This window comes from Nocardia kruczakiae NBRC 101016 (assembly GCF_001612965.1).
Taxonomy (GTDB): Bacteria; Actinomycetota; Actinomycetes; order Mycobacteriales; family Mycobacteriaceae; genus Nocardia; species Nocardia kruczakiae.
This window is the reverse complement of the sequence record NZ_BDBL01000001.1, coordinates 336897-355721: the sequence shown is the minus strand read 5'-3', so window position 1 is coordinate 355721 and position 18825 is coordinate 336897. Positions and strand designations below refer to the sequence as shown.

Annotated in this window: 19 protein-coding genes and 1 tRNA gene; 10 read left to right on the top strand and 10 right to left on the bottom strand. The window is 67.1% G+C overall.

Features of this window, described 5'->3' with window-relative positions; translation table 11 throughout:
* Positions 1 to 118 precede the first annotated feature (118 nt).
* Positions 119 to 1336 carry an acyl-CoA dehydrogenase family protein gene (locus NK1_RS01220; protein WP_062964731.1) on the top strand — a complete coding sequence of 406 codons (1218 nt, stop codon included), beginning with the start codon at positions 119 to 121 and terminating at the stop codon, positions 1334 to 1336.
* Positions 1337 to 1525: 189 nt separating this feature from the next.
* Here the strand turns inward: NK1_RS01220 and NK1_RS01215 are convergent, their stop codons facing one another.
* Positions 1526 to 1906, bottom strand: a complete 381-nt coding sequence (locus NK1_RS01215) for a DoxX family protein (RefSeq protein ID WP_063006753.1) — start codon at positions 1904 to 1906, stop codon at positions 1526 to 1528.
* Between the two features lie 127 nt (positions 1907 to 2033).
* Here NK1_RS01215 and NK1_RS01210 point away from each other — a divergent pair, with 127 nt between their 5' ends.
* Positions 2034 to 2750 carry a class I SAM-dependent methyltransferase gene (locus NK1_RS01210; RefSeq protein ID WP_084460480.1) on the top strand — a complete coding sequence of 239 codons (717 nt, stop codon included), beginning with the start codon at positions 2034 to 2036 and terminating at the stop codon, positions 2748 to 2750.
* 329 nt (positions 2751 to 3079) lie between these two features.
* On the opposite strand, the gene NK1_RS01205 is transcribed toward NK1_RS01210, so the two are convergent.
* The gene (locus NK1_RS01205; protein WP_063006751.1) at positions 3080 to 3931 is read right to left on the bottom strand and encodes an alpha/beta fold hydrolase; all 852 of its coding nucleotides are present in this window, start codon (positions 3929 to 3931) and stop codon (positions 3080 to 3082) included.
* Positions 3932 to 4140: 209 nt separating this feature from the next.
* Between NK1_RS01205 and NK1_RS01200 the strand changes: the two genes are divergently transcribed.
* Positions 4141 to 4716 (top strand): hypothetical protein, encoded by a 576-nt coding sequence (locus tag NK1_RS01200; RefSeq protein ID WP_063006750.1) that lies wholly within the window; start codon positions 4141 to 4143, stop codon positions 4714 to 4716.
* A gap of 164 nt (positions 4717 to 4880) precedes the next feature.
* Here NK1_RS01200 and NK1_RS01195 read toward each other — a convergent pair whose 3' ends face one another.
* Complete coding sequence (locus NK1_RS01195; RefSeq protein WP_245660297.1) at positions 4881 to 5699, bottom strand: DUF559 domain-containing protein; 819 nt, start codon at positions 5697 to 5699, stop codon at positions 4881 to 4883.
* Between the two features lie 200 nt (positions 5700 to 5899).
* Here NK1_RS01195 and NK1_RS01190 point away from each other — a divergent pair, with 200 nt between their 5' ends.
* The 5 genes from NK1_RS01190 to NK1_RS01170 all read left to right on the top strand — a co-directional run bounded on the left by NK1_RS01190 (position 5900) and on the right by NK1_RS01170 (position 10021).
* Entirely contained in the window at positions 5900 to 7156 is a 1257-nt protein-coding gene (locus tag NK1_RS01190) for a helix-turn-helix domain-containing protein (protein WP_063006748.1), read from the top strand.
* Positions 7157 to 7858: 702 nt separating this feature from the next.
* On the top strand, positions 7859 to 8155 hold the full coding sequence (locus NK1_RS01185; protein ID WP_063006747.1) for a hypothetical protein: 297 nt from the start codon (positions 7859 to 7861) through the stop codon (positions 8153 to 8155).
* A gap of 288 nt (positions 8156 to 8443) precedes the next feature.
* Entirely contained in the window at positions 8444 to 9199 is a 756-nt protein-coding gene (locus NK1_RS33400; protein WP_084460478.1) for a DUF3558 domain-containing protein, read from the top strand.
* Positions 9200 to 9216: 17 nt separating this feature from the next.
* A complete protein-coding gene (locus NK1_RS33395; RefSeq protein WP_063006745.1) occupies positions 9217 to 9582 on the top strand; it encodes a hypothetical protein in 366 nt (121 codons plus the stop codon).
* 49 nt (positions 9583 to 9631) lie between these two features.
* On the top strand, positions 9632 to 10021 hold the full coding sequence (locus tag NK1_RS01170; RefSeq protein ID WP_063006744.1) for a hypothetical protein: 390 nt from the start codon (positions 9632 to 9634) through the stop codon (positions 10019 to 10021).
* Between the two features lie 80 nt (positions 10022 to 10101).
* On the opposite strand, the gene NK1_RS01165 is transcribed toward NK1_RS01170, so the two are convergent.
* The 7 genes from NK1_RS01165 to NK1_RS01135 all read right to left on the bottom strand — a co-directional run bounded on the left by NK1_RS01165 (position 10102) and on the right by NK1_RS01135 (position 16438).
* A tRNA-Leu gene (locus NK1_RS01165) sits at positions 10102 to 10175 on the bottom strand.
* A gap of 56 nt (positions 10176 to 10231) precedes the next feature.
* The gene (locus tag NK1_RS01160) at positions 10232 to 11707 is read right to left on the bottom strand and encodes a peptide MFS transporter (protein ID WP_063006743.1); all 1476 of its coding nucleotides are present in this window, start codon (positions 11705 to 11707) and stop codon (positions 10232 to 10234) included.
* Positions 11708 to 11845: 138 nt separating this feature from the next.
* Entirely contained in the window at positions 11846 to 12793 is a 948-nt protein-coding gene (locus NK1_RS01155) for a Ppx/GppA phosphatase family protein (protein WP_063006742.1), read from the bottom strand.
* The gene (locus NK1_RS01150; protein WP_084460477.1) at positions 12786 to 13379 is read right to left on the bottom strand and encodes a DUF501 domain-containing protein; all 594 of its coding nucleotides are present in this window, start codon (positions 13377 to 13379) and stop codon (positions 12786 to 12788) included. Before NK1_RS01150 ends, NK1_RS01155 begins: the two co-directional genes overlap by 8 nt.
* Entirely contained in the window at positions 13376 to 14029 is a 654-nt protein-coding gene (locus NK1_RS01145) for an FtsB family cell division protein (RefSeq protein ID WP_063006808.1), read from the bottom strand. Before NK1_RS01145 ends, NK1_RS01150 begins: the two co-directional genes overlap by 4 nt.
* A 174-nt stretch (positions 14030 to 14203) precedes the next feature.
* Entirely contained in the window at positions 14204 to 15493 is a 1290-nt protein-coding gene (gene eno / locus NK1_RS01140; protein WP_036505145.1) for a phosphopyruvate hydratase, read from the bottom strand.
* Between the two features lie 207 nt (positions 15494 to 15700).
* Positions 15701 to 16438, bottom strand: coding sequence for a lytic transglycosylase domain-containing protein (locus NK1_RS01135; RefSeq protein ID WP_245660296.1), 738 nt, complete (start codon positions 16436 to 16438; stop codon positions 15701 to 15703).
* Between the two features lie 225 nt (positions 16439 to 16663).
* Between NK1_RS01135 and NK1_RS01130 the strand changes: the two genes are divergently transcribed.
* Complete coding sequence (locus NK1_RS01130; protein WP_063006741.1) at positions 16664 to 17761, top strand: TauD/TfdA family dioxygenase; 1098 nt, start codon at positions 16664 to 16666, stop codon at positions 17759 to 17761.
* A 25-nt stretch (positions 17762 to 17786) separates the two neighbouring features.
* Complete coding sequence (locus tag NK1_RS01125; RefSeq protein ID WP_174552680.1) at positions 17787 to 18776, top strand: ornithine cyclodeaminase family protein; 990 nt, start codon at positions 17787 to 17789, stop codon at positions 18774 to 18776.
* Positions 18777 to 18825: the final 49 nt, after the last annotated feature.

The following is an 18825-nucleotide window of genomic DNA, read 5'->3' as shown; positions in this document are numbered from 1 at the left end:
CGCACCAGCCGTGGGGAGAGTGCGCGCCGCGGCGCGAAGACGACGCGGCAGCCGTCCCGAATTAGAACGTGTTCTATATTCGAGGGGACCGTTCCGGCCATCCTCGGGAGTTGACGACATGTACAAGTGGTCCGACGAAGATCTGATGCTTCGCGACGCCGTGCGCGGCTTCATCAAGAAGGAAATCGAACCGCATGTCGACCGGCTCGAGAGCGGCGCGCTGCCGCCGTTCGACATCATCCGCAAGTTGTACGCCACCTTCGGCCTCGACGAGATGGCGCGCGAGGGGCTGGCGAAATCCCTGGCCCGCGAGGAAGCCGGAACGCCGGGCAAGTCCGGCGGGTTCAGCGGGTCCGGCAGTATGGGCGTCATCCTCAACAGCGAGCTGGCCGGAGTGAGCCTGGGCCTGGTCGCATCGATGGGCGTGAGCCTGGGCCTGGCCGTCGGCACCATTCGCAGCCGCGGCACCCTCGCGCAGAAGAAGCGCTGGCTGCCGGAGCTGGTGACGTTCGAGAAGGTCGGGGCCTGGGCGATCACCGAACCCGATTCCGGCTCCGACGCCTTCGGCGGTATGAAGTCCTATGTCCGCCGCGACGGCGAGGACTACATCCTCAACGGCCGCAAAACCTTCATCACGAACGGCCCGTACGCCGACGTGACCGTCGTCTACGCCAAACTCGACGAGGAGGACGGCACCGACCGCCGCGACCGCAAGGTGCTGACCTTCGTCCTCGACAAGGGTATGCCCGGCTTCGTGCAGAGCGCGCCGTTCAAGAAGATGGGCATGAATTCGTCTCCCACCGGCGAGCTGGTCTTCGACAACGTCCGCCTGACGCCCGACCGCCTGCTCGGCGAGACCGAGAATCCGGCGAAGGGCGACGGCAAGGACAGCGCGAAGGAATCCTTCGCCGCCGAACGCATCGGCATCGCCTCCCTGGCACTGGGCATCATCAACGAATGTCACCGCCTCTGTGTCGATTACGCGAAATCGCGCACCCTGTGGGGTAAGGAGATCGGCCACTTCCAGCTCATCCAGCTCAAGCTCGCCGAAATGGAAATCGCCCGGATCAACGTGCAGAACATGGTCTTCAACGCCATCGAACGCACCGCCGCCGGCGAATCCGTCTCTCTCGCCGAAGCATCCGCGATGAAGCTCTACTCGTCCCGCGCTGCCACCGAGGTCGCCATGGAAGCCGTCCAGCTGTTCGGCGGCAACGGATACATGGCCGAGTACAAGGTGGAACAGCTTGCCCGCGACGCGAAGTCGCTGATGATCTACGCGGGGAGCAACGAGATCCAGGTGACGCATATCGCCAAGGGTTTGTTGAACGGCTAGTCCACAGGCCCCTGCCCGGCGCGGGCGGGGGCCTCGAATCCGTTCCGCCCCGAACAGGACCTCTGAGGCCTGCATTTTTCGTGCAAACCTGCGACGAATTGCGAGAAACCCGCACAATCGGGCGAGGTTTGCACGATTAGTTCACCCCCTCAGCTCCGATTCGAGTCCGCGCCGGCCGATCCGCCCGGTTCAGATGCGCTGATCCGCGAGCTGCAACACCAGGCAGGCGACGGCCAGGGGCAGGAACAGCCCCACAGCCAGATAGAAGGTCTGCGCATAGTCGGCGACGCGGATGTGGGTATAGGCCGCGCAGACGAAGTAGAGCACCAGGCCGATCGCGGCGGCCGTACCCACGTACGGCACCCCGAGCACACCCAGCAGCAGCCCGGCCGCACCCGCGAGTTTCAGGGTGCCGATCGGGAAGGTGAGCCATGACTGCGGAATTCCGGCGGTCGCCATCGCAGGCGCCAACGTGGCCATGACCGGGGTGAATCGGGTGACGGCGGCGACCCCGGAGAAGGTGTTGGCGGCGATGGTGACGAGCATGACGGTCAGATAGGCGATAAACATCAGAGCCCCGCTCGATCGAAAACTAATACGATTTCCCAACTATATCGTTCTCATACGATATGAGATAGAGTGGATTCGTATCGAGCAGTCGCCGCGGCGACGCTCTCAGCCGAGCAGAGGACCGCACATGTCCGATGACCTCTCCGCATCCTCGATCGACCCCACAACGGTGAATTTCGAGCAGCTCTACCGCGGTGCCGCCCTGGCCCCCGGCCTCCGCCTGGAGAAACCACCGTGGGACATCGGCCGCCCCCAACCACTCCTCGTCGCTGTGGAACGCGCCGGCCGGATCACCGGCGAGGTGCTCGACATCGGTTGCGGCTCGGGAGACACCGCCGTCCACCTGGCCGAACGCGGCTACCGAGTGACAGGTGTCGACATCGCCCCCACCGCGATCGACCAGGCCCGCACCCGCGCCGCCGGCCGCGACCTCCCGGTCACCTTCGCCGTCGCCGACGCCACCACCCTCGCGGGCTACGACAACCACTTCGACACGGTGGTGAGCAGCGCCCTCCTCCACTGCCTCTCCCCCACCCAGCGCCGCTCCCACATCTCCGCCCTCGCCCGAGTAACGAAACCCGGCGGCCACCTCATCCAATTCAGCTTCGCCGCAACAGAACACGCACACCTGTACGCGCCGTACCCGCTCTCCGAATCCGAGCTACGCAACGAATTCACCACATCGGACTGGAACGTCACGACCCTGAGGCCGCAGTACATCGAGGCAGTGAATCCGCCGGACGCGATCCGAAAAGTGTTCGCTTCCAGTGGTTTTCATCCGGAGACGGACGAGACCGGCGAGCTCCGACTGCCCGTCCACCTACTGGAGGCTCAGCGGGTGTAACCGATCCGCTCGCCGGCACCACGGCACACGCGATCAGGGACGTGCGGAATCGTCGAGCCCGCTCACCGCCCGCAAGCCGCTCAATCGAGTCGCCGGCGGCCCGACCGAACACCCGGCCACCACACTCCACAATCAGGGTTTCGGCAGGCTTCGCCGGATGCCGGCCATGTGATGAACAGCGCCCTCCTCCACTACCTCTCGTCCCCCCGGGCGCTCCCACACACTCGATCGAGTCGCCGGCAAACCCCGCCGGCAGCCCGGTTACTCCCGCCATCACGGCACATTTCATCGAGTTCGCCCGGCTACCGGCTGCCGTGCCGAACCGTCACTCAGTGAGCGTCCCGGGCCGCCTGTTCGATCACCCCGGCCACCACATCGGGGTGGGAGACCGCGACGGAATGCGATGCGGCTACCTCGGTGACATGGGCGTGGGCGCGTTCGGCCATGAAGCGCTGGGACGCGACCGGGATGTTCTTGTCCTCGGTCGTGATCACGTCCCAGCTGGGCTTCTCGGTCCACGCGGCAACGGTGGCCTTCTCCTCGAGTGCGGACTGCGCGATCGGCCGTTGTGTCGCCGCCATCAGGGCGGCGCGGTCCTGGGTGACGTCGGCGGCGAACTGGTCGCGGAACTTGTCCTGCTGGATGTAGAGGTCGGTGCCGATGCTGCCGTCGATGTTCGTGACCGGCACCGGATTCAATGTGCCCGGCAAAGTGGAGCCCGGGAACTGATTGGTCAGCCCCAGTGCCGTCTCCCCTGGCGCCGGCAGGAACGCCGCCACATAGACCAGCCCCTTGACCTGATCATTCCCTGCACCCGCCGCGCTGATCACCGAACCACCGTAGGAATGCCCGACCAGAATCACCGGCCCGTTGATATGGCTGATCAAGCCACGCAAACCGGTGGCATCCGCGGCAGGTCCGCGCAGCGGATTCGCCGCGGCGACGACCGGATAGTGGGCACCGCGCAGCCTCTCGATGACACCGTCCCAACTCGAGGCGTCCGCGAACGCGCCGTGCTCCAGCACGATCGTCGGCTTCGGCGCATCCTCGCCGGGCCCCGCCTGGGATGTCGTTTCGGCAGCGCAGGCAACGGCCACACTCCCCGCGACGACAACCGCCGCGACCGCCGAGACCGTCCGGACAACGCGCCGCCGCGTGCGGCCACGTCCGACTACGACCATGTGATTTCGCCCTTCGAACAAGTGATGCGGATACGGGTTCCACTGTGCGAGGCGGGCCTGTCGCCAGGCATCCGTCATATGACGCTGTCGGCGACGTAATAGGAGCCGACACGAGCGATTACGTCGTCATCAGCGTCATGCGACGGATGTCGCGACCGGTTTCCCGGACGACAGTGAAGTTCTGTTCGTTCCCAACCGAGGAGAATTCGATGAGCACCCTTGCCGTCACGAAATCCGAACGCGCCGCGCTGGTTCGGCTGTATCTCGGCCGCGGCGTACTGGCCGTCGCATGGGCGGCCGTCTTCGCCACAGCACACCACACCCTCGACGCACTCGCCGTCGGCCTGCTGGTCGCCTACCCGCTGATCGACGCCGTTTCCTCGCTGATCGACTACAAGGCGACCGACGCCGGTCCCGAACGCCGCGTCACCGGCTTCAACGCCACCCTGAGCACGCTGACCGCCGTCGCGGCCGGGACCGCCGCCATCACCGGTGGCGTAGCCGCAACCCTCGCCACCTTCGGCGCATGGGCGGTCCTCTCCGGTGCGGCCCAGGTCGCCGTCGGCCTGTACCGTCGTGGACCCGAACTCGGCAAACAGTGGCCGATGCTCATCGCCGGCGGCCTGTCGTTCCTGGTCGGCATCTTCTACATCGGCCAATCCCTCGGTGACGCACCGAGTTTGGACGTGCTGTCGGTGTACGCGACGGGCGGTGGCGTGTTCTTCATCGTCCAGGCCGGACTGCTGGCCTGGAAGGGACGTTCGACTTCGCTCGTCGCCGGATGATCGTCCGCGACATCGGCCCACACCCTCGCCCACGTATCCGCAGCCCACGCCCCGGATACGTGGGCAGTCGCGCACTCGGGTGCGGGCGGAGATCGTGCACAGCGCCGGGATGGGGTGCTCATTCCGGGCACCAACGAGCCGCAGCCGTCGTGCGGTGGACGCTCCTATCTGCGGCTTCTGCGGCGGCGTCGAATCACCCGTACGGCCTCCTCGACGCACGCATCGAGGTACGAGTACACATCGGCGGCGGCATATCGCAACACGAACCACCCGGCACCCAACAGGGCGTTCTGCCGCCGCCGATCACGCCGGAACGTCAGCGAATCACTGTGGAATTCACGACCGTCGATCTCGATGATCGTTCGCGACCGTTCATCGACGAGGTCACCGACGTACTGTCCGATCGGCTGATTCGACAGCAGATGAAGACCCCGCCGTGCCAGCGCGCGGGCAAACAACCGTTCCGGCTCCGACGCGGCATCGAATGCCGCGCAACGCAATTGCTCACGCAAGTGCGGCGAGCCGTACTGTCCCGTGGTCAGGCCCGACAACGCGGGTGCCACCGCGCGGGCATGATTGTCGACCATGCGGCCCGCCTCGGCGTCCGGCAGGATCGGCACACAGTCGAGCAACGTGCGAGCCTGTGTGGTCACGGGTAGCCCCCAGACCTCATCGATCGAATCGGGTCGTAATTCGCGGCGGCTCAGCCGAAGCCACTCCGGTGTGGCTCGATACCGGCCCCGGGGCACAGTCGCTTCGACCGATTCGGGTTCCGGCAACATATCCCACAGCCACGCCGCGGTGCGATGACTCAACACCGCCTCGGGCAACCACGCGAGCACGGCCTCACACCTGGTGCGCTGGGTAACCGTCCCGACCGCATAGATCCCCGGCAACACCCGCGTATATTGCCCGCGGCGACAGCGAGCGGCAATCGCGGCCGCCGAAACCTCGCGCATCAACTCCGCCCTGGTTCGAATCATGAACACCGATGATTCCGGGCGGCCGAGAGTGAACCCCGAAGCTCACCTGGGCGAACAACAGACCTGTGGATCAGCGCGAGCCTGTGGATAGGGTGAACAGATCGTGCAAACCTCGGCACGAATGCGAGAAAACCGCAGAATCAAGGCCGGTTTGCACGAAAAATTCACCACTCACCTCCGCCGGTCGTAGCGTGGTAACCATGGGTGTGGGGAAGAAATACGACGACAGCGGCATCCCGCCGAACGACCTCGGCCGCCGCCTCCGCGAAATCCGCGCCTGGCGTGGACTGAGCCTCGAAGCCGCCGCCGGACTCGCCGGAATCTCCTACGGATACCTAGGAAAACTCGAGCGAGGCGAGAAGTCGCTGGAGAACCGTCGCACCCTCGAGGCGATCGCGGCCGCACTACGCGTGGCACCGAGCGAGTTCACGGGGCGACCGTGGGAGGTTACCGAAGGGCCCAGCTCGGAAGCCTACGGAGGAATTGCCGATGCGGAGCAGGCGCTCGACGCGTGCGAACTGGGAGAAGACCCCGGCGTGGCGATTCGGGAGTGGCCCCTCGTTGCCGCTGATCTCGTAACACTCGAAGAGCGGCGAGGGGCGGGCGACTATCAGGGCATCGCACAGATTGCGCCCTCGCTACTGCTCGAACTGCATGCCCTGTACGTGCGCCGACCCGAGCACCGCGAACCGATCCTGTGCGGCATCATCGGCGCGCTGTTCGCGGTGATGGTGATGACCAAGCGTTTCGGTGCCCGTGGCCTGCCGCTGCTGGCCGGGAAAGCAGCGCAAGCGACCGCCGATGAACTGGACCGACCCGAGTGGCGCGGCGCGGCTATGTGGATGCGCAACAACGTGACCGGCTCGCTGTCCCGACCCCAGCACTACGCCCGAGCAGTCGCGACCGCCGACCAACTGACATCGTCGCTGAACGATGAAACAGTTTTGCAGTCCTACGGCATGCTGCACCTTTCGGCCGCACTGGCGGCGGCTGTGCAATCGGACCGGACGACCGCGGCGACCCACCTCGACGAGGCGGCCGCGGTAGCCGAACGTATGGATTCCGATGTCGGCAGCTTCGGACGTATGTGGTTCGGCCGCACCAATGTTGCGGTCTGGCGTGCCTCGGTCGGGATGGAACTCGGCGATGGTCCGAAAGCGCTGGAGTCTGTTTCGGGAATTGGTATCGAGGCTATCCCCGATCGCGCCCGCCTCGCCGGTTTCTACTCGGAGGCCGGACGGATCATGCTCGCGGAACCGAAAACGCGCGACTCCGGCGTCGCAACACTCTTGAAAGCAGAACAGCTTGCGCCACAACGCATCCGCAGTGACCTGTTCGTGCGCGAGGCGATAGCCGACCAACTCCGCTCCGCCCGCCGCGATGCCGGCGGCCGCGAACTGCGGGGCCTGGCATGGCGGATCGGCATCGCCCCGGACTCCGGCGAGACCCGCCGCTGACCTCGTACGGCTGAACTCACACGGTGAGTCCTCGCACTATCCGCTGCACAGCGGGTCCGAGCGTTGGTGGGGTGAACAGACCGTGCAAACCTCCGCACGAATGCGAGAAAACCGCAGAATCAAGGCCGGTTTGCACGAATAGTTCACCACTCCACACGACCCCGTTGAGACTGGCCAACCGGAGCCGTGGTGCAGCAGCGCGCGACGTCGAAACCACCGTCTCGCGATCACCGCGCACCCATCCCGAGCACCGAGCCCGAGCGCTGCCCCGCACGCCAGGTCCGAGCATGGACCCCACACCTCGAGTTCGAGCGCCGAGTCCGTGTCCCCGCACAGTGTCCAGGCAGAGTCCGCACACCGACCCACGCGCTGAGTCCGCACGCCTGGTCCCGAGCCTCCGGGTCCGAGCGCTGCCCGCGAGCGCCGAGCCCGCACGCATCCCTCTGTCGCGCTTGTCCTTTCAGGACAGACGGCGCCTGACTCGTCTCATACGTTGAGCTACGGCCCCATCGCCGGGTCCGTAGCCGGCCGAACCCCGGCTCCTCGGCGGTGGGCGCTCTTACCGGCCGAGGGGATGGAGGGGTGCGTTATGAAAGGCTGTGACTGGATCCTGTTGCTGCTCATCGCAGCACTGCTCGGACTGACCTTCGCCTTAGCGCGCCTACCGCTGCGAGGTGAACGCCGCCGCAAGGACTCCCAGCGGTGACGCCCGCCCACCCGATCGCGCTCGGCTGGGTTCATCCCGAATCCACCGCCCCGGACTGGGACACCGCCCAAGTACGCCGCCTGGCCACCCGCCTCGGCTACCGCCTGGTCTGGCCCCCGGAATCCAGCCGCATCCCCCTACCCGACCAGGTCCGCGCCACCGGCGCCGAAGCCGTAATCGCCCCGTCCACCCACCATTTCGACTTCCTCACCCTGAACGCGCTGATGATGATCGCCGACGTAGAAACCGTCCACCCCAGGCTCTCCTTCGCCCGCTGGGCGACCAGACGATGACGAAACCGCCGCCGCTCCTCCAATTCGGCAGCAGCGGCGACGCCCTCACATGAGCGCGAACGCCCCACCCACGTGACCAGTTGACGACCGCGACCAGCGACGACCCCCATCCGGCGCTGCCGGTGCCAGCGATGTCGTTGGCCTGGTCACCAATGGAGCCGGTCCACATGCGCCTGCCGACAACTGCGTCGCGTCACTAGATCCGACCTTCCGACCGTATGGAACGTGCCGACACCGTACGGAACCAAATCCCATACCCATCACGGACCTCCATAGGAGAACGGACCGATGAACCCCCAACTGCCCGCCTGGAGGGCAGGCGAACATATCCTCACCCCTGGCCAACTCGCCGACCTGGCCGGAAGCTGGGAACGGCGGAACACTGCGCTGACAGCAATCGCCCACGGTTGGCACGTCGATGAGGCCGTTCGCTTCCTCGCCGGTCCGACGGCGGAACCACGCAGCGTCGGTGTGCGTCATATAGTTCAGACCGATCTGTGTCCGGCCGGCGATGTAGGGGAATCAGTGCGGCGATATGTAGCAGCAGCGGCAATCTGTGCGGCGCTGGCGGCGGCGGGGTGCTCGTCGACCACAGAAGGCACACCCACCACCAACGCCGACAAGGCAGCCGACCTGTGGGACCCGTGCTCCCTCGATCAGGCAACGGTCCAAGCGATGGGAGTCGATCCCGCCACCAAGGACAGCGGCATTGCCGGCGTCCAGCAGTCCGGGTGGAAGATCTGTGGATGGGAAGGTAAGCAATACGGGCTCACGGTCTATTCGACCGCCAAGGGTGTCGACCACTACAAGGCCAAATCCGAAAACACAGATTTCGCGCCCGTAACCGTTGCCGGTCGCAGCGGTCAGCAGTTCCGCGTCAATGGCACCACGCGAGACCTGAAGTGCGACATTATCTTTCCGAACAAGCAAGGGGTCGTACAGATCACGTTGCTCGGATGGCCCGGCAACGACACTCCGATCGCAGACCCTTGCGGAAAACTCACAGAGGTGGCCGGGCAGCTGGTTCCGAAGCTGCCTGAATAGCCGAGGGGACAGCGGCAATGAGTGAAGACCTGACGACGTGGCAGAGCCACGCTGCCCAAGCCAAGGCGGGCGAACTGTACCTAGCCGACGAGGCGGTCGCCCGCGAATGCCTCAAAGCGTGCAACGACCGCATCGACGAGCTGAACCACATGCTGCGGCTGGTCGATGCGACCAAAAACGTAGCCGGCTTCGGCGATTTCGAGATGGCCGAACAGCTACGGCAGAAGTTCCTGACCCAAGCGACAGGCACCGACAACTCGATCGACGCGGTGATCACCGACCACATCGAGACGGTGAAGAACATGCGAGAGGTGATGCGGTTGTCGATCTCCCGCATCTCCGGCCAGGACGTCGACAACGCCGGGAACATCAAGAAGACTTGAGGGTTACTTCGATCGGCGACGTGTCATAGGGGTGCGATAGCTTCGGCCCGTGACAAAACTGGGGTGGCCCAAGTACTTTCGCGCCGATTTCCATGTGCAATGGATCGATACCGAGCAAGCAAACGCCGTCTTGCCGATGCTGCGAACTCTGTTCGATCGAGAGGGCATGTCCACCGACGGCACACTCACTCCGCGCGATAGCGACGGACGCTGGCGCTTGGACGGAGTGACCGCCGAACTGGACTACGCGGCGTTCACGGAGCGGCACGGCGGCGGCCGCGGGTTCGAGGATTATCAGTTCGCCGTACAAGACGAACTCGTGGCAGAGATCCGGAAGCTCGCTCCGGACGCCGTCCTGTGGATGGAGTGGGACTACTCCGACTCCTGGGGTCACTACTGCGACGGGCCCGATACCTGCGAGAACTGTCCAGGACTATGAGGCGCGCCATCGTCCCGCAATACCATCCGGCCGAACGTCCTCAACCGGGCGAAAACCGCAGTCCACCTGCACCTTCTCGGTGCCCCCGGTCGGACTCGAACCGACACTGTGCGGATTTTAAGTCCGCTGCCTCTGCCAATTGGGCTACGGGGGCGGCTGGGATAGCGTACCTAAGTCGTACGTCCGTCTCGGAATTGTCCGGGGATTTGCTCAGTGCACGCCTTTCATCAGGCGGCTGACCTGCGGGGCTAGGAAGTAAACGATGATTCCCACTGCGATCGCGACCAGGCCGATGCTGCCGAAGTAGGCGACTTCGTGGCTGGTGTCGTAGAACTCGGACAGGACGCCGGACATCGAGGTGCCGATGCCGACGGAGAAGAAGTAAAGGGCCATCATCTGGGCTCGGAAAGCCTCCGGGGCGAGCTGAGTGGTAACCGCGAGGCCGATCGGGGACAGCAGGAGTTCGGAGATGGCGAAGCCGGCCAGGATGACGAAGACGAGCAGGGCGGGAACGGTCTTGTCGTCGAAGCCGGCCAGGGGGACGAACAGGAGGAACGATGCGCCCATCCCCATCACGCCGTAGGCGAACTTTCGGGGGGTGGTGGGGGCTCGGGTGCCCAGGCGGGTCCACATGAGCGCGAACAAGGGCGACAGCACGATGACCCAGATCGGTTCCTCCGAGCCGATCCAGCTGGCCGGCGCGGTCCACCCGAACAGCGTCCAGTTCATCCGTTCGTCGGAGTAGACGGCCAGCACCGTGAAGATCTGCTGGAACAGCGACCAGAACACGGCGTTGGCGATGAACAGCGGTATGAAGGCCCGCACTCGGACTCGTTCCACCGCAACCACTTTCGGACTGGTCAACATCAATCCGAAATAGAGTATCGATACCGCCGCGATCACGCCGGTGGTTACCCACGACAGATTCGACAACCGGACCAGCCCGGTCCACATCGCGAGGGCGACCACCACCGCGACGACCAGCACGAAGGTGATCACCTTCCCGATCTGGCTGCGCGGCAACGGGTTCGGCACTTCCCGTCCGTGGGTACCCAGATTGCGCCGGAAGATCACGTACTGGGTGAGCCCGAGCGCCATACCGACCGCCGCCGCCCCGAATCCGTAGTGGAATCCGAGGTGGGTCTGCAGCAGGCCGGTGATCAGCGGGCCGACGAACGCGCCCAGATTCACACCGAGATAGAACAGCGTGAAACCACCGTCGGCGCGCGGGTCACCCTTCTCGTAGAGCGTGCCCAGCAGGGAGGACGCATTGGCCTTCAACGCGCCGGAACCGAGCGCGACGAGCACCAGACCCACCCCGACACCGGCCAGTCCGGGCAGCACCGCCAGCGCGATATGCCCGGCCATCACCACGACACCGCCGTAGAAGACGGTCCGCTCCATCCCGAGCACCCGGTCGGCCAGCCAGCCGCCGAGCACGGTCGACAGATACACCAGCCCGCCGTAGGCGCCGACGATGCCCGTCGCGGTGGATTTCTCCAGCCCCAGCCCGCCGTCGGTCAGCGAGTAGTACAGGTAGTACCCGAGGATGGTGAGCATGCCGTAGAACGAAAACCGTTCCCACAGCTCCACTCCGAACAAATTGACCAGCCCGATGGGATGGCCGAATATCGTGCGCGTCTCCGGCAACGCCTGCTCTCCCGGGACGGGTTCCACCCTGCTCATGAGACGCAATTGTCCAGCAACGAGGTACGCCGATCGGGGGAATCGCCGATCACGCGGGGTGTCGGGGCCGCACCATCAGAAGGTGCCGATCGCGCCGGAGGGACCGGACCTGTGTGGTAGCGCCGCGCTGCCGCACTCTCAGGCGATCGACAGCGCGATACCGTCGAGAATGTCGTGCTCGCTCACGATCAACTCCGAAATCCCGGCCCGGCGCGCCAGTTCGTCGGCCAGCACCTCGGTGATCACCGCACCGCCGCCGATCACATCGACCCGGCCCGGATGCATGGGACCCAGGGCGGCGCGTTCGTCGTGATTCATCCCGATGAGGCGGTGGCAGACCTCGCGGAGCTGATCGAACGTGAGCCGGGTCAGATGCACCCGCTCCGAATCGTATTCGGGCAGGTCCAGCGCGACGGCGGCGATCGTGGTCATGGTGCCGGCCACCCCCACCCAGGTGCGGGCGCGCTCGACCGGAACCACGCCGAAGGCCTGGGCCAGCTGCTGCGAGGCGAAGAACCGCGCGGACGCGACCTCCTCGCCGGTCGGCGGATTACCGTGCAGGCAACGTTCGGTGATCCGCACACAGCCGATATCGGCCGAGTAGGCCTCCTGCACGCCGGAGCTGTCGCCGAGCACCACCTCGGTGGATCCGCCACCGAGGTCGACGACCACGAACGGCCCTTCGGCACTGGACAATTCGCCGACCGCGCCCGCGAACGAGAGCCGCGCCTCCTCGTCGCCGGTGATCACCTCGGCCTGGGCGCCGGGCACGACTCGGCCCAGTTCCACCCCGGTCATGGTGAAGAAGTCGTCGCGGTTGCGGGCGTCGCGGGTGGCGCTGGTGGCGACCATGCGCACCCGGCTCACCCCGGCGTCGATCATGCGGTCGACGTAGTCGTGCAGGGCGACGCGGGTGCGTTCGATCGCCTCCGGATTCAGTTCGCCCGTGGCGTCCACGCCCTTGCCGAGCCGCACGATCCGCATCTCGCGGTGCACGTCGGTGAGGTGGCCGTCCGCGCCGACATCGGCGATCAGGAGCCGGATGGAATTGGTGCCGCAGTCGACGGCGGCAACCCGGTCACTCATCACTGTCTCCCGCATCGGTATTCGGTTGGTACTGCTCGTATTTCGGCCAGTCCTGCGGAATCGCGGTGCCGCGCAGTCCGGTATCGGCCGCCAGCGCGACCGCCTCGTCACCGAGCGGGTTCAGTCCCGGCCCCTTGGCCAGCGAATGCGCGATCAGCACGTGCAGGCATTTGACCCGCTCCGGCATCCCGCCACCGCTGAAATCCGTTCCCAGCGACTCGATTTCGTCGCGTTCGGACAGGTAGCTCTCGTGCGCGACGCGGTAGGCGGCGGCCAGTTCCGGGTCGGCGGCCAGGCGTTCGGTCATCCCGCGCATCAGCCCGGCGGCTTCCTGCCGGCTCGCCTCGGCGGTCAGGCGCGGATCGGTGAGGTAGTAGAGCGTGGGGAACGGGGTGCCGTCGGGTAACCGCGGCGCGGTCTTCACGACCGCCGGTCGGCCGTCGGGTGTGCGATAGGCGATGGCGAGCACTCCGCGCGGCTCCCGCCCGAGCTGACGGGCCACGATCTCGAGATCCGCCGCGGCGGGCGCACCCTGCTCCTCACCCGCCTCGCCGGACGAAGGCTCGGGCGTAGCGGGGTCGGTCACCTGGGTTCTCCTTCGGGATGGGGCGGGGGCGGTGGTGGAGGGGGCGGCGGGGGCGCCGGCGTCGTGGGGGTGGGCTGCGGCTCGGACATACTGCGCCACAGCTGGGTGTACCAGGGATCGGGGCGGCGGGCCTGACTCGTCGGCACCGGCACCGCGGGCTGCTCGATACCGGGGACCTGCACGATGTAGGCGGTGTCGCCCGGCATCACCAGCCGCAGCCGGTCGCGGGCCTCGGAGCGGATGTAGGCGGGATCTTCCTGCTGTGCGCGACGGTCGCGCAACCGCGTCAGATCGCTTTCCAGATCGCGGCGCTGTTCGGCCAGCTGCGCCGATTCCGAACGCTGGCTGAAGTAGGTGCGCATCGGCACGGCGAGCGTCAACGCGAGCGCGCACAGCACCGCAGCCAGGATGACGGCCCGGCCGGTGGACAGCCCGAGAATCCGGCGCTCGTGGCGATCCTCGGACTTCTTCGACTTCGCGCGCGTAGTGCGCGGTTCGGATTTCGTGCCGGCCGGACGCCGTTGCGCGGCCCGTTTGCCGGCGGACGTGCGCGCGGAGCCGTTCGCGGCCCGTTCGGGTCTGGGCGACCGCGTCGAGCGGCGGTCACCGCGTCCTGCCGGACTGGTACCGCGCGCCCGTCGCTCCGTCATCCCCACACCTCGAAATCGCCTGCCTCCGCAGCGGTGCTGCGAATCCGTGCAGCAGCGGTGCTGCAAATCCGTGCCGTAGCGGCGCTGCGATTCGACCGCACAGCGCAACGGTTGCGCACGGTGACCGGCCGCTGTGTCGACCGGCACCGCACGCCACACCCGTTGTCGAGGCTACTACCCCTCGAAGACGAACCGGGGGAATGCAACGTCACCGGCGTAGCGAGCCGAATCGCCGAGCGCGTCCTCGATGCGCAGCAGCTGGTTGTACTTGGCGACGCGTTCGCTGCGGGCGGGGGCACCGGTCTTGATCTGACCGCTGCCGACCGCGACCGCCAGATCGGCGATGGTGGTGTCCTCGGTCTCGCCCGAACGGTGACTCATCATGGTCTTGTAGCCGTTGCGGTGGGCGAGCTCGACCGCGTCCAGCGTCTCGGTGAGGGTGCCGATCTGGTTGACCTTCACCAGCAGCGCGTTGGCGGCACCCTTGGCGATGCCGTCCTCGAGCCGCTCCGGGTTGGTGACGAACAGGTCGTCGCCGACCAGCTGGATCTTGTCGCCGATCAGATCGGTCAGCGCGACCCAGCCGTCCCAGTCGTCCTCCGACAGCGGGTCCTCGATCGAGACCAGCGGGTAGGCGCCCAGCAGGTCGTTGTAGAACTCGGCCATCTGCTCGGCGGTGCGCTCGGCGCCCTCGAACTTGTAGCCCGTTCCGGCGGTGTAGAACTCGGTCGCGGCGACGTCGAGAGCCAGCGCGACATCGCTGCCCAGGTTGTAGCCGGCCTTGCCGATCGCCGAAGCGATCAGGTCCAGCGCCTCGCGGGTGCCGCCGGCCAGATCCGGGGCGAAACCGCCCTCGTCACCGAGACCGGTGGACAGGCCCTTGGTCTTCAGCTCGGCCTTGAGGGCGTGGTAGACCTCCGCACCCCAGCGCAGCGCCTCGCGGAAGGTGGGCGCGCCGATCGGGGCGATCATGAATTCCTGCACGTCGACACTGGTGTCGGCGTGGGCGCCACCATTGAGGATGTTCATCATCGGCACCGGCAGCACATGCGCGTTCGGGCCGCCCAGGTAGCGGAACAGCTCCAGCCCCGAGGACTCGGCGGCCGAGCGGGCCACCGCCAGCGAGACACCCAGCAGGGCGTTGGCGCCGAGGCGCGACTTGTCCGGGGTGCCGTCCAGATCCAGCAGCACCTGGTCGACGGTGCGCTGCTCGACCGCGTCCAGGCCGATCACGGCCGGTGCGATCTCGTCCAGCACGCCCTCGACGGCCTTGCGGACACCCTTGCCGCCGTAGCGGTCGCCGCCGTCGCGCAACTCCACGGCCTCGTGCTCGCCGGTGGAGGCGCCGGACGGCACCGCCGCGCGGGTCAGCGTGCCGTCGTCGAGAGCGATCTCGACCTCGACGGTGGGGTTACCGCGCGAATCCAGGATCTCGCGAGCTCCGACCTGTTCGATGATGGCCACGAAACGACACTCCTTCGGCTGCTGGCGATCAATTCAGGGCCCTGCCCACCGCCGTCCATGAGCAGGTCGCACGGCGGGCCCGTGCGTCTGCGAGCCTAATGGGTGCGGTGCGGAACGCACGACACAGGTGGGCGCGCGGTCGCGGTCGTTCGCGCGCGCAACGAATTGCGGCGGGGCCGGAGCGTGCGCGCGGCCGCGGGGCGGGTCTCAGGCGCGACGGCCGACGCTGTACGCCGCCGCCTTCGTCCGCACGGTCGCCATATAGGTGGTGGACTGGTTGTAGGTCAGCACCGCCTTCTGCCACCCCTCCGCTGTGCGCAGATCGCCGCCGCTGGCGCACAGGTAGCGCGCGGCGGTCAGCGATGCGTCGTCGATGCTGTCCGGATCCACCCGGCCGTCCCCGTTGGCATCCACACCCCAGTGCTGCCAGGTTTCGGGCAGGAATTGGAACGGACCCTCGGCGCGCACGTAGACCGGAGCGCCGGCGCGTGCGGTGGCCTCGTTGTCGAGAATCCTTGCGACACCGGGTGATCCGTCCAAGGGGATGCCGCGGATGGGCGGGCGGACCTCACCGTCGGCATCCAGGTCGGAACCGCCGTGGCGGCCGTGCTTGCTCTCCACCCGCGCGATACCCGCGATCGTGGTCCAGCCGATGCCGCAGTCGGGACGCGATCGCTCCATGACCTCGGCCGCGTATCCGTAGGCCTCGAGCGCGACCGCCGGGATGCCGAGCGCGTCCGACTGCCCTTCCGCCCAGCCACGCAACTGTTCGGCACTACGGCCGGGCGCATCGAGGTCGATCAGCGGAACCGGGCTGCCCGCACCGGGCGGGAAACCGTCCGGAATCGGGGGCAGGTTATCGGTTCCCGCACATCCGGACAGCAGCGCGACCGCCGCGACAGCGGCGAACGCGAGGGGCCGGAATCCGGGGATGGTCGAACGCACCTCTCCATCATCCAGATTCGCGCGCGGATGGCACGCATCGTGACGGTGCGCTCCACCCGACTCGGCATACGATCAGCTACCTTTCCCGGCAACCGTTCGATACCGAAACGCTATGTCCAATGACGTACTTTAGGTAAGCCTTGCTTAAGATCAACGGAGCGACTAACTTCGCAGTCCGAGTCTTCACCACCTGCTTCATCCCCATTGCGAGGAAGGGAACTCCTGGTGAAAAACGTTCTCCGCGAACGTAAGACACCCCAGCACGAAGAAACCGCACCGATCGACCGCCGCACGCTTCCGCCCGAGGCCGCGGCGGCCGTCTTCTGTTCGGCCGAAGAGATCGCGATCACACTCGACCACACGCCCGGCGGCTCCGCCCCGATCCGGCGCACCCTCTCCGATCCGGCGCTGATCCGGCTCGTCGACGCCTACGCCGCCGACCTTCCGGCGGCGGTGCGAACCGCGTTGCGCCCGCCCGACACCGCCGCCGGAGCGACGATCATCGGCCGCCTGCCGGTGCGCGACGACGAGCTCGGCCCGACGCCGCCCGACTGGGCCCATGCCGCCGAACCGGCGAGTCCGGCCTCGTTTCGCCTGGATATCGCCCTGTTGCTGCTCGCCCGCTGCGCCGGCGAACCGTTCGGCTGGCAAGGCCAGCAGGGCGGGCGGCTGGTCAACAACATCCTGCCCACACCCGGCCACGAACACGAACAGTCCGGCGCCAGCAGCACCACCCTGCTGAGCCCGCACACCGAGGACGCCTTCCATCCCGAACGCGCGCATCTGCTGCTGCTCGGTTGTCTGCGCAATCCCGATAGGGTGGGCACCACGGTGTCCTCGGTCCGCCGGGTATACCTGGACGCGGACGGGCGGCGGCTGCTCGCCGAACCGATCGTGCCGATCCTGCCCGACGTCTCCTACGGCGAGGATTTCAGCGGGCATCGCCCCGCCCCGGTGGCCACCGTCGCCGCCGGTGACGGTGGGCCGACCCTGCGCTACGACCCCGCCTATACCCCGCTCGACGAGGCCGGCCCCGAATACCGTTGCGCCTACGCCCATCTCGGTGCGGAACTGGAACGAGTCTGTCACCGCGCGGTGTTGGAGCCCGGCGAGTTGCTGCTGATGGACAATGATGTCGTCGTGCACGGCCGGGTTCCGTTCACGCCCCGTTACGACGGGACCGACCGCTGGCTCAAACGGGTCAACATCCGGCTGGCACGCCGCCGCGCACCGGCCGAGGCCGGCGAAAGCGGATACGGGCAGCGGACGGTGCGGCCGTTCGCGCCCGATCCCACTGCGGCACCGAAGATCTCGCACCGATGAACCGACCAGTGAACCGAGGAACGCAGTGAGCAGCCGCCCCACCCCGTTGCGCGTACTCAGCCGCAGCGATCTCGCCGATGTCCCGATCGCCCCCAACGAGGTGGTGCGCGCCGTCGAGGACGCCTATCTGGCCCTGGCACAGGGTGATTCGGACAACCCCCGCAAGCTCAGTGTGGCGCATCCGGACGGCTGGTCGGTGGCGTACGCGATGCTGGGGCGCGACGGGCGCCGCCGGGTGGTGGCGATGAAGACCTCGTACAAATTCGATCCGAGCCACGACCGCAGCACCAAGCGCTACTACACCACCATCACCCTCTACGACGACGCCACCGGCACGCCCATCGCGATGATGGACTGCGCGCGGGTGGGCGCACTGCGCACGCCGGCGGTGTCGGCGCTGCTGGTGCGTGAAACGGTGCGGCCGGGTGCGCGCAGCGTCCTACTGATCGGCACCGGCACCCAGGGCCGAAACGCGTTGCCGCACTTGCTCGCCGCGAATCCGCAGCTGAACCGGCTGATGGTGTACGGCACCCATCCCGAGGGCCTGGAAGCGGTGGGCACCCACCTGCGCGCGCACGCTCCGCACCTGGATCTGGACGTGGTCGAGGATCCGCGCGCCGCGGCGGCGACCGCCGATGTGGTGCTCGCGACCGCCGGTCCGGGCACGCAGGTCGCCCTCGAATCCGATGATCTGGCACCGGGTTCGGTGGCCGTGCTGGTCGGTTACGGACTGGCTCCCTCGACGCTCACCGACGCCGATCGCGTGGTCGCCACCAGCGCCGAGCAGATGGCGCTGACCGGCACCGATATGGCAGGGCCGGATGGGCGGTTGCGCTCGGTCGACGCCGAACTGCCGGCGATTCTGGGCCGCCGCGCGACCGCGCGCACCAGTGCCGACGAACGGCTGTTCGTCTACAACAGCGGCTTGGTCCTCACCGATATCGCCGTCGCGCACGCCCTGGCCGAACGCGCCATCGCCGAGGGCCGGGGCACGGAGGTGCCGCTGTGGGACTGACCGGGACGCCCACCCCTAGCGCTACGCGGTCGTCCCGGCCGACCGCGAA

Bases quoted from the DNA above. Each gene is read 5' to 3' on its own strand.
- NK1_RS01220 (WP_062964731.1), top strand. From the start codon at position 119: ATGTACAAGTGGTCCGACGAAGATCTGATGCTTCGCGACGCCGTGCGC.
- NK1_RS01215 (WP_063006753.1), bottom strand. From the start codon at position 1,906: ATGTTTATCGCCTATCTGACCGTCATGCTCGTCACCATCGCCGCCAAC.
- NK1_RS01210 (WP_084460480.1), top strand. From the start codon at position 2,034: ATGTCCGATGACCTCTCCGCATCCTCGATCGACCCCACAACGGTGAAT.
- NK1_RS01205 (WP_063006751.1), bottom strand. From the start codon at position 3,931: ATGGTCGTAGTCGGACGTGGCCGCACGCGGCGGCGCGTTGTCCGGACG.
- NK1_RS01200 (WP_063006750.1), top strand. From the start codon at position 4,141: ATGAGCACCCTTGCCGTCACGAAATCCGAACGCGCCGCGCTGGTTCGG.
- NK1_RS01195 (WP_245660297.1), bottom strand. From the start codon at position 5,699: ATGATTCGAACCAGGGCGGAGTTGATGCGCGAGGTTTCGGCGGCCGCG.
- NK1_RS01190 (WP_063006748.1), top strand. From the start codon at position 5,900: ATGGGTGTGGGGAAGAAATACGACGACAGCGGCATCCCGCCGAACGAC.
- NK1_RS33400 (WP_084460478.1), top strand. From the start codon at position 8,444: ATGAACCCCCAACTGCCCGCCTGGAGGGCAGGCGAACATATCCTCACC.
- NK1_RS33395 (WP_063006745.1), top strand. From the start codon at position 9,217: ATGAGTGAAGACCTGACGACGTGGCAGAGCCACGCTGCCCAAGCCAAG.
- NK1_RS01160 (WP_063006743.1), bottom strand. From the start codon at position 11,707: ATGAGCAGGGTGGAACCCGTCCCGGGAGAGCAGGCGTTGCCGGAGACG.
- NK1_RS01155 (WP_063006742.1), bottom strand. From the start codon at position 12,793: ATGAGTGACCGGGTTGCCGCCGTCGACTGCGGCACCAATTCCATCCGG.
- NK1_RS01145 (WP_063006808.1), bottom strand. From the start codon at position 14,029: ATGACGGAGCGACGGGCGCGCGGTACCAGTCCGGCAGGACGCGGTGAC.